At 56.2% G+C, this 15,460-nt stretch carries 13 protein-coding genes; 5 read left to right on the top strand and 8 right to left on the bottom strand.

Annotated features, from left to right (window positions below; genetic code table 11):
• Positions 1-3: 3 nt before the first annotated feature.
• A complete protein-coding gene (locus tag BLW10_RS01045; RefSeq protein ID WP_091331624.1) occupies positions 4-1,767 on the bottom strand; it encodes a hypothetical protein in 1,764 nt (587 codons plus the stop codon).
• A 189-nt stretch (positions 1,768-1,956) separates the two neighbouring features.
• Between BLW10_RS01045 and sucC the strand changes: the two genes are divergently transcribed.
• Complete coding sequence (gene sucC / locus BLW10_RS01040) at positions 1,957-3,138, top strand: ADP-forming succinate--CoA ligase subunit beta (protein WP_091331622.1); 1,182 nt, start codon at positions 1,957-1,959, stop codon at positions 3,136-3,138.
• Entirely contained in the window at positions 3,135-4,019 is an 885-nt protein-coding gene (sucD, locus tag BLW10_RS01035) for a succinate--CoA ligase subunit alpha (protein WP_091331619.1), read from the top strand. Before sucC ends, sucD begins: the two co-directional genes overlap by 4 nt.
• 298 nt (positions 4,020-4,317) lie before the next feature.
• On the opposite strand, the gene BLW10_RS01030 is transcribed toward sucD, so the two are convergent.
• The 6 genes from BLW10_RS01030 to queA all read right to left on the bottom strand — a co-directional run bounded on the left by BLW10_RS01030 (position 4,318) and on the right by queA (position 10,115).
• Positions 4,318-5,040: a type III pantothenate kinase gene (locus BLW10_RS01030; protein ID WP_091331617.1), complete on the bottom strand. Its 723-nt coding sequence runs from the start codon at positions 5,038-5,040 to the stop codon at positions 4,318-4,320.
• A gap of 9 nt (positions 5,041-5,049) precedes the next feature.
• Positions 5,050-6,039 carry a bifunctional biotin--[acetyl-CoA-carboxylase] ligase/biotin operon repressor BirA gene (birA, locus tag BLW10_RS01025; RefSeq protein ID WP_091331616.1) on the bottom strand — a complete coding sequence of 330 codons (990 nt, stop codon included), beginning with the start codon at positions 6,037-6,039 and terminating at the stop codon, positions 5,050-5,052.
• On the bottom strand, positions 6,032-7,894 hold the full coding sequence (locus tag BLW10_RS01020; protein WP_091331615.1) for a M61 family metallopeptidase: 1,863 nt from the start codon (positions 7,892-7,894) through the stop codon (positions 6,032-6,034). Before BLW10_RS01020 ends, birA begins: the two co-directional genes overlap by 8 nt.
• Before the next feature lie 163 nt (positions 7,895-8,057).
• Positions 8,058-8,333 (bottom strand): RNA recognition motif domain-containing protein, encoded by a 276-nt coding sequence (locus BLW10_RS01015; RefSeq protein ID WP_091331613.1) that lies wholly within the window; start codon positions 8,331-8,333, stop codon positions 8,058-8,060.
• 241 nt (positions 8,334-8,574) lie between these two features.
• On the bottom strand, positions 8,575-8,964 hold the full coding sequence (locus BLW10_RS01010; protein ID WP_091331612.1) for an H-NS histone family protein: 390 nt from the start codon (positions 8,962-8,964) through the stop codon (positions 8,575-8,577).
• A gap of 119 nt (positions 8,965-9,083) precedes the next feature.
• Positions 9,084-10,115, bottom strand: a complete 1,032-nt coding sequence (gene queA, locus BLW10_RS01005) for a tRNA preQ1(34) S-adenosylmethionine ribosyltransferase-isomerase QueA (protein ID WP_091331610.1) — start codon at positions 10,113-10,115, stop codon at positions 9,084-9,086.
• 119 nt (positions 10,116-10,234) lie between these two features.
• On the opposite strand from queA, the gene BLW10_RS01000 reads away from it, so the two are divergent.
• On the top strand, positions 10,235-11,443 hold the full coding sequence (locus BLW10_RS01000) for an exo-beta-N-acetylmuramidase NamZ family protein (protein WP_091331608.1): 1,209 nt from the start codon (positions 10,235-10,237) through the stop codon (positions 11,441-11,443).
• Here the strand turns inward: BLW10_RS01000 and argA are convergent.
• Complete coding sequence (gene argA / locus BLW10_RS00995; RefSeq protein WP_091331606.1) at positions 11,440-12,831, bottom strand: amino-acid N-acetyltransferase; 1,392 nt, start codon at positions 12,829-12,831, stop codon at positions 11,440-11,442. The genes BLW10_RS01000 and argA overlap by 4 nt on opposite strands.
• A gap of 170 nt (positions 12,832-13,001) precedes the next feature.
• Here argA and gpmI point away from each other — a divergent pair, with 170 nt between their 5' ends.
• Positions 13,002-14,537, top strand: a complete 1,536-nt coding sequence (gpmI, locus tag BLW10_RS00990) for a 2,3-bisphosphoglycerate-independent phosphoglycerate mutase (protein ID WP_091331712.1) — start codon at positions 13,002-13,004, stop codon at positions 14,535-14,537.
• A gap of 17 nt (positions 14,538-14,554) precedes the next feature.
• Complete coding sequence (locus tag BLW10_RS00985) at positions 14,555-15,394, top strand: thymidylate synthase (RefSeq protein ID WP_091331604.1); 840 nt, start codon at positions 14,555-14,557, stop codon at positions 15,392-15,394.
• The last annotated feature ends 66 nt before the right edge of the window (positions 15,395-15,460 follow it).

The raw sequence follows: 15,460 nt of genomic DNA, 5'->3' as shown, positions 1-15,460 counted from the left end.
TCCTCAGCGTGGCGGGCGGGTGGTGTCGCGGAACCAAGCGCGATACTGCTCCATCCGCGCTTGCTGCTCGCGTGGCGCACGACGCCGACAGACGGCAGCTTCATCGCTCTCAGCACTCGCGCCCCAACGGATTTCAACGCAATCATTGGGGTTATAGCCGACCTCCAGATTGGCGCGTCGCGCATAGAGATCGCCCAAACTCAGACGTTGCGGCTGGCCGTCGCTACGGGTGTAGGTGATCGCCGGAGCGTTGAGTTGGCGGGCGTGCTGTTGCGCAACGCGCTCGGCAGCACTAAATGGACTCTCGCCGCCGAGCGCGTAGAGTTCAGGATGCTGACGGATGCGCTCGGGCAGTTGTTCAACGGTTTTGAGGGCGATCAACAGCCGCATGTCCCGCGAGGGTGTGGCGTAATCTTCCCAAGCGCCGACGGTCTCGAAAATCGCCGCGCCGCTCGGCATAGCGACCACAGCGCCGCCCTGTTTACGCATGTATTGCTCGCCGGTATCGACTGAGATCACGCGGGTTGCGAGCTGTTCTAACAGCGCCTCCAGCGCGGATTCATAGGCGGCGCTGGGATCGAGTCCACGCGGATTGATAAGTGCCTCGACCCGCGCATAAAAGCTGTCGGGATCGAGCGTCGCTTGTTCGAGTGAAAAGGCCGGATGCCCACTGCGGCCATCGAGTTCGCGGTTCGTCAGCGGTCGCCAACTTGCGCCCTGCGGCACCAGCGGACGAAAAGCTTTAAACCCCGGCCCGGCACTGGGCGTCTGGGCAAATAAAAAATTCCCTTCCCAATAGCGTTTGCGGGCGACGGAATTATCCGGTTGGGCATCGACTGCGAATAAACGCCCGGCGCGGCGTCCATCACCCGGCAGCCATTTAACCAGAATTAAAACATGCCCATAAGGATCGGCATAAAGTGTACCGGGCCAAAGTGTTTCGCGGCTGAGTGCGACGGGATAAAAATCGGTTGCGGTCTCGCGTAAATCGGTACGGGCACTGCCCGAATGCACGGTATCGACTAAGCGGCGTGTAGCTTCGCGAAAGGTGTTAATAGACGCACGATTGTCAATAAAACGGGTTTCTAAACGCGGCGATTCACAACGCGGCGCACTATTACGGCTGCCGCGATTACAGGCGCGATAAGCGACCGGCAGACCGAGTTTCCACGCAAAATAGGTACGCAAATAATAAGGAAGATCGGCACAATCAGGTTCGGCGCGTAATTGGTTATCTTCATTTGCGCCAAGATAATTAAATAAAAAATTCTGCGCCGGATCGCGCAAAACGGGGGTCAGTGATTCAAAGCTGACTGCTTCATCAGGTGGGGCATTAAATAAATGCTCAATCCAGGCTGAATACAAAGCTTCGGTCGCTAAATCCCATTGACCGCTGCCGCGTTCACTGTGCCCGCCGCCGACCTCAAGCTCAGTCTCGGCGACGCGGTAGCCATCGCGCACCGCGACCAGACGATGTCGGCCTGCCTCGGGACGAAACACGGTGCTGTAGAGACTCCAGGGCGGCCCTCCATCGGCCAGCGCCTGTAAGCGCTGCTCCTGACCTGATGGATCGGTCAAGCGCAGTTCATCGAGCGCCCCATCGGTGGCAACAGCAAAGATTTCGAGCGGCTGACCGGGTTGTGGACGCAGCGGTGCAGTCCAGATACGCACCGCTTCCTGCGGCATCGGCTGGGCAAGCACCGATGTCGCCGCGACAGCTCCCAGCACAATCAAGCCGATGACGACTGCGAATCCCCGTCCTCGCATAACGCACACCCTGTTTGAATCCAGTTGGATGGGGATTTTAGCAGTTTCCCGATGTGGCGTTCTTCGCGCTTCGCGTGTCATTGGTTGTATGCAGTTGTATGATGCGACGCGCTGACAACAGGCTTCAATCGCCCACGCGGCTGGCGGCTAATCGCTGGCTGCTGATCGCTGACTGCTCACGATATCTCTATGAATCTACACGAATTTCAAGCCAAACAGTTATTACGGGAACGCGGTCTCGCGGTTCCAGCGGGCATCTTGCTTGATACACCCGAAGCCGTACCCGCTGCCTGTGCGCACCTCGGCGGCACACGCTGGGCGGTCAAGGCGCAACTGCACAGCGGCGGGCGCGGCAAAGCGGGCGGCGTGGTGCTGGCCGATAGCTGCGAACAGGTCGAGCACGAAACACGCCGTCTGCTCGGTTCGCGACTCGTCACCGCGCAGACTGGCCCCAATGGTCTGCCGGTGAGCGCCGTGCTGCTCGAACAGCCGACAGCTATCGCCCGCGAACTCTATCTCAGTCTGGTCGTGGATCGCGCCAGCGAACGGCTGCTGTTCATTGCCTCGGCTGCGGGTGGCATGGACATCGAAACCGTGGCCGCCGAAACGCCGGAGCAGATACTGCGCCTTGCCGTGCATCCGGTGGTCGGTGTTCAGCCGTATCACGCCCGCCGGCTCGGATTCGGGCTGGGGCTGGATGCCGCGCTGATCCCCGCACTCGCCACCCTGCTTGATGGGCTGTATCAGCTTTTCATCGACAGTGACGCGAGTCTGATCGAGATTAACCCGCTGGTAGTGACCGAAAGCGGCACACTGCTGGCGCTCGATGCCAAGCTTACGCTCGATGACAATGCCCTGATGCGGCATCCGGCGCTGGCCGCGCTGCGCGATCCGAGTCAAGAAGATCCCCGCGAAGCCGCTGCCCGCGCCCATGAACTGAATTACATCAGTCTCGACGGCAACATTGGCTGCATGGTCAATGGGGCCGGATTAGCGATGGCGACGATGGATCTGATTCAGCTTCAGGGCGGACAACCAGCGAATTTTCTCGATGTCGGTGGTGGCGCAACAGCGGCACGGGTCGCCGAGGCATTCAAGCTGATTCTCTCTGACCCCAATGTTGCGTCGATTCTGGTCAACATTTTCGGCGGCATTGTGCGCTGCGATCTGATCGCCGAAGGCATTATTCAAGCCGTGCGCGAGGTTAGCGTCTCCGTCCCTATTGTTGTGCGCTTAGAAGGCACCAACGCGCCGCAAGGCTTGCAGTTGCTTGCTGCGAGCGGTTTAGCCGTGCAAACGGCCAGCGAACTGGAGGCAGCGGCACAGTTAGCGGTCGCGGCAGCGGCACAGAGCGCGGGGGGTCACGCATGAGCATTTTGGTTGACGCGAACACGCGGGTGATTTGTCAAGGCTTCACCGGCAAGCAAGGGACGTTTCACAGCGAGCAAGCCATTGCCTATGGCACCAATCTGGTCGGCGGCGTAACGCCCGGCAAAGGCGGTCAACGTCATCTCGACCGCCCGGTGTTTGATACGGTCAGCGAAGCGGTGCAGGCCACGGGCGCGGATGCCAGCATGATCTATGTACCGGCGCGTTTTGCCGCTGATGCGATTCTCGAAGCCGCTGATGCGGGGATTCGCGTCATCGTCTGCATCACTGAGGGCATTCCGGTGCTCGATATGCTGCGCGTCAAGGCAGCGTTGTGCCGAACGGAAGCGGTGCTGATTGGCCCAAATTGTCCGGGGATTATCACGCCGGGTGCGTGCAAAATTGGCATCATGCCCGGCCATATTCACCAGCCGGGGCGGGTCGGGATCGTGTCGCGTTCGGGCACCCTGACCTATGAAGCCGTGTATCAGACCACGCAGGCTGGTTTAGGACAGAGCACCTGTGTTGGCATCGGCGGTGATCCGATTCAGGGGCTGGATTTTAGTGACTGTTTGCGGCTATTCGAGCGCGATCCACAGACCGAAGGGATCATTTTGGTCGGCGAGATCGGCGGCGAAGCCGAAGAAGCAGCCGCTGCGGTGATCCGTAGCGAAATCAGCAAACCCGTAGTCGCCTATATCGCCGGTGTGACCGCACCAGCGGGCAAGCGCATGGGTCATGCTGGCGCGATTATCACCGGCGGCGCGGGCACGGCGGCTGGCAAATATGCGGCGCTGGAGGCCGCTGGCGTGCTAACGGTGCGCTCGCCGGCACAGATGGGAGTGCGGTTGGCCGAGCGGTTGGGGCTTGTAACTGCGCCATAAAATCTCTGCTTATCTTTGATAATCTGTGGTTTTTAATCGGCGTTTGACGCTACAACAGCCGTCGAATACACTTCATTTGCGCTTTTTGCGCCGTCCAGACACGCTACGGCTGGACGTTAATCCGTACGCAAGAGTCATGTAAGACCTTGAAATTCTTTTAAGGCAATGGCAGGGACGGCGTATACAGACCTGTGAGATTTTCATAGGTTTTTAGTAGCGGTGAGGTGTTTTAGTTTTCTCTGGTGACGAAGACGGAGCTTCGTCACAAAAAAGATTTTTTCTGCGTTATTCAGCGATTTCAGCGGCAAAAAACACTCAACCCACGCAACACCAAATCTGGCTGCACCCTATACGGGCGGTCGAGATACGGACGCAACCGCTCGGCATCGCCGCCGGTGAGGAGCAAACGCGGCACACTACCCGTCTCGGCGCACAACCGATCATACAGCCGTGTCGCTAACGCACCGATAGCCCCCAAACTACCCGCTGCAACTGCCGTCGTCGTATCCGTCGCCCAAATCACATCCGTCGGCTCATATTCAACACGCGGAATCTGCGTCCCGAGCAGCAAACTGGTGCGCATCAGCTCCACGCCGGGCAAAATCAGCCCACCGAGATGCCGACCATCGGCCTGCAATAAATCAAAGGTCGCGGCACTCCCCGCATCCACAATCAACGTCGCCTGCTGACACTCGGCATAAGCCGCAATCAGCGCCAGCCAACGATCCACACCAAAACGCTCAGGATATTCATACGCAATCTGCACCCCAGCAACACCCGGTACAACGCGGACAAACTCCGGTGTCACCTGCCACAGCGCCCGCGTCACCCGCGCCAACGCATCGGCTACAGATGCCGCCCCAACCTGACTGACAAGCACCCGCTCCGGTGCTGCCAGTTGCTCCCAAGTTGCCAGCAGATCGAGCGGAATCGCCCCCGAATGCCGCGCAATCCCAACCGACCACGTCGCATCCGCTGTCCAACGCAGATTCGTATTGCCAATATCAATCAGCATATTCATGTTATTTATTTACCTATCCACCGGACGCAAACTAACCTCGCCACTCTGAAACATGCGCCGTCCGTCTGGCGTATCGACCACCAGCGACCCATCTGCGGCAATGCCTGCCGCAATGCCGATCATCACACGCTCGCCGATCTGCACCTGCACCGGCTGACCCAAATAAGCATCATACACACGCCAACGGTCGAGAACAGACGCGAGTCCGTCGCGTTCATAGCGGTCGAGCGCGTCGAACAACCGGTCGAGCAGCCGAGCGACTAACTGATTACGCCCAATCTGCCGCTCACCGAGTACCACATCGAGACTCGTCCAGGGCTGATCAATCGCGCTACCCTGCGCGTCCGTCATGCGCAGATTCAGCCCCAACCCGACAACCAAATAACACGGCCCTTGCGATTCGCCCGCCACTTCCAGCAGCAAACCGGCGAGCTTGCGCTGCTGCCAAAGCAGATCGTTTGGCCATTTGAGCGCCAATCCGGTCGCACCAAGTTCGCGCAACGTATCGGCCAACACGACGCCGACAGCGAGACTTGCCCCACCCAGATGCGTCGGTGCGAACGGATAGCGCCACAACAGCGAGGCATACAGATTCGCCCCAAATGGTGACACCCAATCCCGCCCGCGCCGCCCACGTCCGGCGGTCTGACGTTCGGCCAGACACACGCTCCCCGAAGGCGCACCAGCAGCAGCCAAACGCATCAATTCGCTATTCGTCGAATCGATCACGGGATGAATAGCAAGTCGCTGCAAACGCGCCCGCCCGACTGCGGATAAGTCCGCCGCAATCAAGGCCGCATCGAGCAATTCCAGCGGCTGCGCGAGCCGATAACCGCGCCCACGTTCAGCCTGAAGCGCGAGGCCGAGGGTTGCCGCTATGTTGTGGAGCATTTTCCACACCGCCGAGCGCGTCAACCCCAATGCCCGCGCCAACGCTTCACCCGAATGAAACTGCCCGTCGGCCAAACAGCGCACCAGCGCCCACTGACGTTCATCCATCCTGTTGACCTACAACACAACTTGCCAACCAAGCCGCCTGCGCCTGACGCACCGGCTCAGTCAGGTTATCCATCAAACACAGTTCGCAAGTATCCGCTGCGGCCGGATGCGGCTGGGCGGTCAGTGTCAACAATTCATCGCGCCGAAATAGATGCAGCGTCAGCGGCTCACCGGTCGCAGCGAGACGATTCAACAGCGCATCGAAATTGGTCGCCGTAACGCGCAAGCCATTGATCGCTAACAGCTGATCGCCCGACGCTAAACCGGCCTGTTCACCGGCCCCGCCACTGAGCACAGTTTGAATCACGGTCTCACCCGACCGCAGTCGAATCGCCAACGTCCAACGTGGTTTATCGTCAAGCGGCGCGAACGCTGCAACCGCACCGCCGAGGTCTTTTTCACCGCGACTCGGTCGCCACCGCAGCGCCACGCCAACACTGGCAAGCAATGCTGTAGGATCGAGTTCATCCGTGCTATCCAGCGCCTGCGCAAAAAAGCCACTGAGATCCACGCTACTGACCGCTGTCGCCAGCGCCTCAACGCCACGTTCCGCGACGCCAACACCAGTTCGTCCGTGTACGCGCCAGAGTTCGCGCATCACGGTGTCGAGCGAACAGCGGCCCTCGGTCTCACGCCGAAGCGTTAAATCCAACATCAGCGCCACCAATGCACCCTTCGCGTAATAACTCACCAGCGCATTCGGCGCATTTTCATCGGCTTTATAAAACTTAATCCAGGCATCAAAACTTGACTCAGCCAGTGATTGCACGCGCCGCCCTGGTGTACGGGCCAAGCGCGTTACATTCTGCGCAATCAAACTGAGATAATCGGTCGGCGTCATACAACCGGCCCGCACCAACGCCAATTCATCGTAATACGCAGTAATCCCCTCAAACGCCCAGAGCGTGCGCGTCGGGGCTTCATGCGCCAAGCTGGCGTCAATCAGCGCCTGCGGTCGAATACGCTTCACCAGCCAAAGATGAAAATACTCATGACTGCACAGCCCTAATAACCGCTGATACCCGTCGCTCGGCGCATCCTCACCAATTGGCGGTAAATCATCGCGGGCGCATAGCAAACTGGTGGAATAACGATGCTCCAGCCCGCCATAGCCATCGCCCAACAGCGTGATTAAAAACAAATAGCGATCCAGCGGTAATTCCCCAAACAGCGCCCCATGCTCGACACAGATGCGCGTCAAATCGGCTAAAAATCGCTCTGAATCGAACGCACAGCGGCCGGTGAGCGCCACCCGATGCGGCACATCCTGCACCCAAAATGTCAGCATCTTGACCGCGCCCATCTCAACCGGATGGTCGATCAGATCGGCGTAATCCTCGGCCACATAACGCCCGAACCCGTGCGCATCGACCGCGCTCGGCGTAAGACTGGTCGCCACCTGCCAGTGTGCGCCCAGATCAGCGGGCGGCGGCAACAGCTCCAACTCGCAGGGCAAATGATCCAAGCCATGTACCCGCAGCAGCAGCGCCGGGCCATTGAAATAGGCATGAGTGTGATCGAGATGCGCGGCACGCACGGACAGCTCCCACGCATACACGCGATAAACCAAGCGACAGGACGCACCAGCCGGATCGAGCGTCCAAGTCTGCTTATCCAGTTTCGTCAATATTAGAGGAGCAGAATCCGCAACCGTATAGGCCGCGATGCTAACCAGATGCCGCGCAAAATCACGGATCATGTAACTGCCAGGAATCCAGGCCGGCAACGAAAACGTCAGCGGGCCATCAGGTGGCGCATCAATCCAGATTGCAACTTCAAACAGATGCGCGTGCGGGGCGACGGGACAGACGCGATAGCGCGGTGCCGGACGAGCAGAAACAACGGGGGGAAGCATGAGACGACATCCGCAACAACAGAGAAACGAATGTCAGAACGGTAACAGATCGAGCGGCGGTGGTTAACTGTTCGCTGACCGCAACCCGCTCACCTCGGGCAGCGGTGACAGCGAGTTATGCTCACCGTTTACCGCGCCCGAGACACTTAACACGACAGACCGCTTACCAACGCGGCCCGCGACTGGCAGGGCGCTCGCCACGCGGCTTGGCCTGATTGACTTTCAGATTGCGACCCTTGAGCGGAGTCTCGTTCAAAGCCTTGATTGCGGCATCAGCCTCCGAGTTATTCGGCATCTCAACGAAACCGAAGCCCTTAGAACTGCCGGTAAATTTATCGGTGATTAAATTCACGCTAGAAATCTCACCGTAGGCACCAAATGCCTCACGCAGCTCATCCTGGGTAACACTGTAGGCCAGGTTGCCGACATAGATATTCATCGTTCAAATTCCGTGGAAAGCGCATTGAAGAGAAGAGGAAAACAGTCGAAAAATCAATGCACAACTAATTCGACAGCCCTAGTCCCCAGACGCGGGGCATAGTCAGAGAAGCCGTCCGTTGCTTAAAGTGGGGGGGACGATAGAGCAAACGCCGGGCGCGGTATATCCGTAGAGATACGGTGCAACACGTCCGGCGCACAGAACGCGACCGCAGTGGGTCACGCTGAGGGAGAGAACATAATTAGCCTTGCGGCTCAACTAAACGCAGCGAATTGGACTTAAACGTCTCACGATCTTCTTTCGAGGACGGATCATAGCCCTGCTCAATCATGCGCGATTTCATCCAACCGGGCAGCACGCCACGCGAATAAACGTTATCCGGATTGTTCGGATCGACATAATGGCGGTATTGACGCGAGCCGAGGAATTTGCGGCGCCGACGCAGCACCAGACTCATAATATCTTCTGGATCATAGCCATTATCGAGAATGATGCTTTTGATCCGCTCGACGATCTCGCCTTTACCTTCTTGACGCTTACCTTCGAGCACTTTTTCAAGTTCAGAGCGCTTGGCATCTGCTTCTTGCAACTGACGTTGCAGTTCTTCGAGACTCAGATTGTTATATTCCACTGATAGTTCTCCGGTGGATTATGAATGATGCAGTTGTTGACGTTGATGGCTTTTCGATCAACGGTGTCACAATTCTATGACAAAACGGAATAGAAATTCCAGATCATCTGAAAAAATATTTAGTCAGGGTCGCAGCGGGTCAGAAACATGGCATCGCCATAGCTAAAAAAACGATAGCGTTCGGCGATGGCGTGACGGTAGGCATCCATGATCGCGGCGTGACCAGCAAAAGCTGACACTAACATCAGCAAGGTCGATTCCGGCAAATGAAAGTTTGTAATCAGTGCGTCAACGACTTTGAAGCGATAACCCGGGCGAATAAACAGACGACTATCACCGCAAAAGGGCGCGAGCATACCCGTAGCAGCGGCGGTTTCCAAACTGCGCACGCTGGTTGTCCCAACTGCAATCACGCGCCCACCGAATTGGCGCGTGGTGGCGATTTGTTCACAAACCTGCGCATTGACTTCCAGCCATTCCGAATGCATTGGATGGCGATCAAGGTCATCCTCACGCACCGGCTGAAATGTACCCGCCCCGACATGCAAGGTAATTTCAGCGCGGGCGATACCGAGCGCATCCAGTCGCGCTAACAGCGCCGGATCAAAATGCAATGCCGCAGTCGGTGCCGCTACTGCACCGAGATGCCGCGCTAAAATCGTTTGATAGCGCGTTTCATCAAGCGCATCATCAGGTCGCTGGATATAGGGCGGCAGCGGAATATGCCCATGTTGGCGCATTTGTTCATCAAAATTGGCATCCAACGCCCGCAAGCGAAATAAATCACCCTCGCGCCCCTCAACCAGCAGCCAAGCACCATCTGTGATACGCAGGCGCGTGCCTGCTTTGGGCGCTTTGCTTGCACGAACATGCGCCAGCGCGGTATTGGCAGTCAGTAGGCGCTCGATCAATATTTCCACACGCCCGCCGCTTTCTTTCTGACCAAATAGCCGCGCCCGCATCACGCGGGTATTGTTGAAAATCAGCAAATCATGGGGCTGAAGCAGACTGGGTAAATCGGTAAACAGACGATCAGATCGCTGACCGGTCGCGGCATCAAACACCAACAACCGCGACCCCGACCGCTCGGGCAGGGGATGCTGGGCAATCAGTTCGGCGGGTAGTTCATAATGGAAATCAGAGCGGCGCATTGGCATTATTCTAGGCTAAAACTGCGGCGTTTGGATAGCACCAATTACAGTGAGCGGATCGGCACCGACTCACATTCACCTCTCTCATCTTACAACAGCAGCGGCTTTCATCCTTCATCATGTTTAAACTCGGTCTGGATCGTTTACTTGATAACCCGACATTACGCCAACCACTGCACGGACGGCGCTTGGCGTTACTCGGTCATCCGGCATCTGTCACCCGCACTGGGCGTCATGCGCTTGATGCACTGATGGAATGCTCAGACTTGCACATCACAGCCGCTTTTGGGCCACAGCATGGAATGCGCGGTGATAAACAAGATAATATGATTGAAACCCCGGATGAGTTAGATACACGTCATCAACTGCCGGTTTATAGTCTTTATGGCGCAGTGCGTGAACCAACGCCGGAAATGCTCGCGTCCTTTGATGTGTTATTAGTGGATTTACAAGATATCGGCACGCGCATTTATACCTATGTCACAACGCTTGTCTATATGCTCCGCGCCTGTGCCGCGCAGGGTAAAACAGTCTGGATATTAGATCGTCCGAATCCGGCGGGGCGTCCAATTGAGGGCAATTTATTAGAGCCAGGTTGGGAGAGTTTTGTCGGCGCTGGCCCAATTTTAATGCGGCATGGTTTGACATTCGGAGAATTAGCAATCTGGTTTACGCAGCATTTTAAGCTGGATTTAGCGTTGCAAGTCATTGCAATGGAAGGCTATCAACCGCAGACCGCGCCCGGCTATGGCTGGCCGATTTTTGAACTGCCGTGGATCAATCCCAGCCCAAATGCGTCCAGCCTCAATATGGCGCGTTGCTTTCCCGGAACGGTCTTATTAGAAGGGACAACTTTATCTGAAGGGCGCGGCACAACGACAGCACTCGAATTAGTCGGTGCCCCGGATTTAGCGATGGAACGGTTACTGGCGCGGATGCAGCGCGAATGCGCAGCCTGGCTAGGCGGCGTGCTGATACGTCCGTGTTGGTTTGAGCCGACTTTTCATAAACATGCTGGTCAACGCTGTGCCGGTTTACAACTGCACACGGATAGCAGCGCCTATTGTCACACTGAATTTAAGCCCTATCGCTTGATCGCACTGCTGCTGAAATGTATTCGATTAGAGTATCCAGACTATCCGCTGTGGCGGCAATTTCATTATGAATACGAGCGCGAACGGCTGGCGATTGATTTACTCAGTGGCGGCACTTTTTTACGCGAATGGGTCGATGATCCAGATGCGAAACCCTTGGATTTAAAGCAGCGTTTGGGCGCTGATGAAGCGCAGTGGGCGGAATCAGCGCGTGGGGTGTGGTTGTATTCTTAAAGCGGGTGGCTGGAAGCTAAAAGCTGATGGCTCAAAGCCAACAGCTCTTTAATAAACACCTTAGAATTTCGCTGAAAATTATAGAGCGCCCGCTTTTCCATTGGCAGCATATCCAATCCAGCGGGCTGAAATCCGCGCTCTTGAAACCAATGCGCGGTTTGCGTCGTTAGCACAAATAACCGCGCAATTCCCTGCGCTTGTGCTAGGGCGCTAAGATGCGCTAATAATCGCTCACCGCGCCGCCCACCGCGATAATCTTGATGCACCGCAAGACAGGCGAGTTCGGCCATATTATCCGCCGGATAGGGATAGAGCGCAGCACAGGCCGTGACCAATCCGTCACGTTCTGTGATATAAAACCGCTCAATTTCTGTTTCTAACCGCTCACGCGAACGACGCACTAACACACCGCGTTCTTCAAGCGGACGTAATAACTCTAAAATGCCGGTCACATCGTCGATCCGCGCTGGACGCAGTTCTTCATAGGGTTCAGCAGAAATGAGCGTTCCGTGTCCATCATGCGTAAACAATTCGCGCAAAAGGGCACCATGCGTGCTCCGTGTTACCAGATGCACGCGCCGAATCCCCTGTCGGCACGCCGCAGCGCCCGCCCGCAAACAGGTCGCCAATTCATCCGGCAGCGACTCGGTTGCCAGCAGTGTATCCACTTCGCGTGCCAATAAATTCGGCGCTAACGCCAAGCGCGGCGCACTGTTGCGGCCTTCAGTCAAAAAAATCAGCTTATCCGCGCCCAACGCCACCGCCGCACTGCGTGCCACATCTGCCGCACTCAGATTGAAAACTTCGCCGGTTGGTGAATAGCCGAGCGGCGGCATCAGCGCAACCATGCCCTGATCGAGTAGCAGACGTAATGTGTGGTGATCGACGCGCCGTACCGCGCCAGTGTGTGCGTAATCCACGCCGTCGATCACGCCGAGTGGCCGCGCCGTGACAAAATTGCCCGAAACAACCGGAATCCGCACCCCCGCCATCGGTGAATTAGCCAAGCCAAGCGACAGCAGCGCCTCAATCTCCACTCGCACCATGCCCGCCGCTTCTTTGACACAGGCCAGCGCCGAAGCATCGGTGATTCGTACCCCATTGACATAACGCAATTCTGCGCCCTGATCTTGGAGCCGCTGTTCGATTTGTGGGCGAGCGCCGTGTACGAGCACCAGCCGAATGCCGAGTCCGTGTAATAGCGCAATATCGTGTACTAATTCAGGAAACCGCGCATCAGCGACCGCTTCGCCGCCGAACGCGATCACAAAGGTGCGACCGCGATGGGCATGAATATAGGGTGTCGCCTCGCGCACCCAGTCCACAAAAGGATCATGGGCGTGGGGCACAGGGCCATCTGCGGGCGGGCATGAGGGGCGAATGGTCATAGATGCGAGGAGCGAAAGCCGCACGATAGAGTCGAAGGGTGTTTAGAATAGCTGATTTTATGAGCGGGCCGACAGTCGCCGCGTTGCGGTTGACGACTGCTTGGTCGGCACTCCCCCTATTGATTTTGATCGACCTATTACGGGTCGTGTCTCGCGCCGAGGTTTTGCGAATGAAAAATGTCCCCCGCCGTCCGGTCGTGCTAATGATTCTCGACGGTTTTGGTTTAAATCCATCGAAGGCTAATAATGCCGTCGCGCTGGCGCAGACGCCGAATTTAGATCGCTATTTTGCTACGCATCCCCATACCGCCATTCAAGCTTCGGGATTATCCGTTGGTTTACCAGATGGGCAAATGGGAAATTCCGAAGTGGGGCACATGACGCTCGGTTCTGGTTGTGTGGTACGTCAGGATTTAGTGCTCATTGATCAAGCGATTGCTGACCGCAGTTTTTATGACAATAAAGCACTGGTTGCAGCGGCGCAAGCGGCAGCAGCACAGCAGCGTCCGCTGCATATTATGGGATTAGTGTCAGATGGGGGAGTTCACAGTCATGTTCATCATTTGAATGCGCTGATTAAATTATGTAAATATCAGGGCGCACGTCCGATGGTGCATATGTTTACCGATGGTCGTGATACGCCACCGCGTTCGGCGCTGAATTATCTCAAGAGCGTTGAAAATGCGCTAGAAGTCGCGGGCGGGCAAATTGCCAGTATCTCGGGGCGTTATTATGCCATGGATCGCGATAATCGCTGGGAGCGCACCGAATTAGCCTGGCGCACGCTGGTTGATGGTGAAGGCCGCCGCGCTCCGAATGCTCGCGCTGCAATTGAAGCGGCGTATGAACAGGGCGAGGATGATGAATTTATTCGTCCAACCTGCATTGAAGGTGGTGAAGTTATTCAAAGCGGCGATCAGGTCATTCATCTTAATTTTCGCAAAGATCGCCCGCGTCAATTGATTTCAGCTTTGTTTAAACCGGATTTTGAGCATTTTGATCGGCGCGGGCTACATGGCGTTAAAGTGACCTGCATGATGGAATACGATCAATGGTACGGCTTGCCGATTGCTTTCGATCACGATATGCCCAAAATCACCCTCGGCCAGATTCTCAGTCAAGCTGGTTTGCCGCAATTTCATTGTGCTGAGACCGAAAAATACGCGCATGTCACCTTCTTTTTTAATGGCGGACGTGATGAGCCGTTCCCCGGCGAAGAGCGGGTACTCATTCCTTCACCGAAGGTTGCGACCTACGATCTCAAGCCAGAAATGAGTGCGCCTGCTGTCGCGGATGCCGTAATTGCTGCAATTGCCAAACAGATTTATCCCTTTATTGTCGTCAACTTTGCTAATGGCGATATGGTCGGACATACGGCGGTGCGCGATGCCGTGATTGCCGCTGTCGAAGTGCTCGACCGCGAAGCTGGGCGCGTTTTAGATGCAGCAGTCGCGGGCGGGTATTCGGTCATTCTCACCGCCGATCATGGCAATTGCGATGAATTGATTGATCCAGTCACCGGCGAGCCGCATACCCAGCACAGTTTATATCCCGTGCCCTGTTTAATTGTCGATGAAGCCCCGTGGCGCTTATCTATCGGCGGTGGAATTAAAGACATCGCGCCTACTGTGCTCAATTTAATGGGCATTCCCGCGCCAGAGGTGATGGACGGACGCTCATTGCTGCTTGGCCCAGCATTGGTGTAAAACTGGGTGTCAAAACAATGCAGGTCTATTTAGAATTACTGCGCGATGTGATTGCGAACGGTCAAGATCAAATTGACCGTACTGGCGTTGGCACGCGGGCGGTCTTTGGACGCCAAGTGCGGTTTAATCTCGCTGACGGTTTTCCATTACTGACGACCAAGCGCGTGCCTTTTAAAAGCGTGGTCGGTGAATTGCTGTGGTTTTTATCCGGCTCAACTAATAATACTTGGCTGCGTGAACAGGGTATTAGTATCTGGAACGAATGGGCGACTGAAAACGGCGCACTTGGCCCGATTTATGGCGCACAGTGGCGGGCATGGCCAGCAGCAGACGGGCGCACAATTGATCAACTTGCTGAATTAGTGACAAGCATTCGGCAGCGTCCGCATTCGCGGCGCTTAATCATTTCGGCCTGGAATCCAGCGGATTTACCGGATGAAACGCTCAGTCCTCAAGACAATGTACGCGCCGGACGCATGGCGCTTGCGCCCTGTCATTGTTTATTTCAGTTTCATGTAGCGCAGGAGCGGATTTCTTGTCAGTTGTATCAGCGCAGTGCGGATTTATTTCTCGGTGTGCCGTTTAATATCGCCAGCTATGCGCTGCTGACGCATTTTATTGCCCAGCAGTGTGATCTGGAGCCCGGTGAATTGATTCATACTTTTGGCGACTTGCATCTGTATCGTAATCATTTAACCCCAGAGATTGTCTATCAGCAGCTCGAACGTGAACCGCGTGCGCTACCCCGTTTAGTGCTTCACCAGCGACCGGCAACGCTATTTGAATACACGTTCGCTGATATTGAAATTCAAGGGTATGATCCGCATCCAGCAATTCGCGCACCGATTGCAGTTTGATGCTGCAATAACCCTAAAAATCGTACAATTCATGCACTCTATCCATGTCTAACGAGAATATAGCAG

Origin of the sequence: Allochromatium warmingii (assembly GCF_900107145.1) — a bacterium.
Lineage (GTDB): Bacteria > Pseudomonadota > Gammaproteobacteria > Chromatiales > Chromatiaceae > Thermochromatium > Thermochromatium warmingii.
Note: the sequence above shows the minus strand (reverse complement) of the source record. Positions and strands in the feature narration are given on the sequence as shown.

Excerpts from the sequence above, each read along its gene's own strand:
- BLW10_RS01045 (WP_091331624.1), bottom strand. The coding sequence starts at position 1,767 with ATGCGAGGACGGGGATTCGCAGTCGTCATCGGCTTGATTGTGCTGGGA.
- sucC (WP_091331622.1), top strand. The coding sequence starts at position 1,957 with ATGAATCTACACGAATTTCAAGCCAAACAGTTATTACGGGAACGCGGT.
- sucD (WP_091331619.1), top strand. The coding sequence starts at position 3,135 with ATGAGCATTTTGGTTGACGCGAACACGCGGGTGATTTGTCAAGGCTTC.
- BLW10_RS01030 (WP_091331617.1), bottom strand. The coding sequence starts at position 5,040 with ATGAATATGCTGATTGATATTGGCAATACGAATCTGCGTTGGACAGCG.
- birA (WP_091331616.1), bottom strand. The coding sequence starts at position 6,039 with ATGGATGAACGTCAGTGGGCGCTGGTGCGCTGTTTGGCCGACGGGCAG.
- BLW10_RS01020 (WP_091331615.1), bottom strand. The coding sequence starts at position 7,894 with ATGCTTCCCCCCGTTGTTTCTGCTCGTCCGGCACCGCGCTATCGCGTC.
- BLW10_RS01015 (WP_091331613.1), bottom strand. The coding sequence starts at position 8,333 with ATGAATATCTATGTCGGCAACCTGGCCTACAGTGTTACCCAGGATGAG.
- queA (WP_091331610.1), bottom strand. The coding sequence starts at position 10,115 with ATGCGCCGCTCTGATTTCCATTATGAACTACCCGCCGAACTGATTGCC.
- BLW10_RS01000 (WP_091331608.1), top strand. The coding sequence starts at position 10,235 with ATGTTTAAACTCGGTCTGGATCGTTTACTTGATAACCCGACATTACGC.
- argA (WP_091331606.1), bottom strand. The coding sequence starts at position 12,831 with ATGACCATTCGCCCCTCATGCCCGCCCGCAGATGGCCCTGTGCCCCAC.
- gpmI (WP_091331712.1), top strand. The coding sequence starts at position 13,002 with ATGAAAAATGTCCCCCGCCGTCCGGTCGTGCTAATGATTCTCGACGGT.
- BLW10_RS00985 (WP_091331604.1), top strand. The coding sequence starts at position 14,555 with ATGCAGGTCTATTTAGAATTACTGCGCGATGTGATTGCGAACGGTCAA.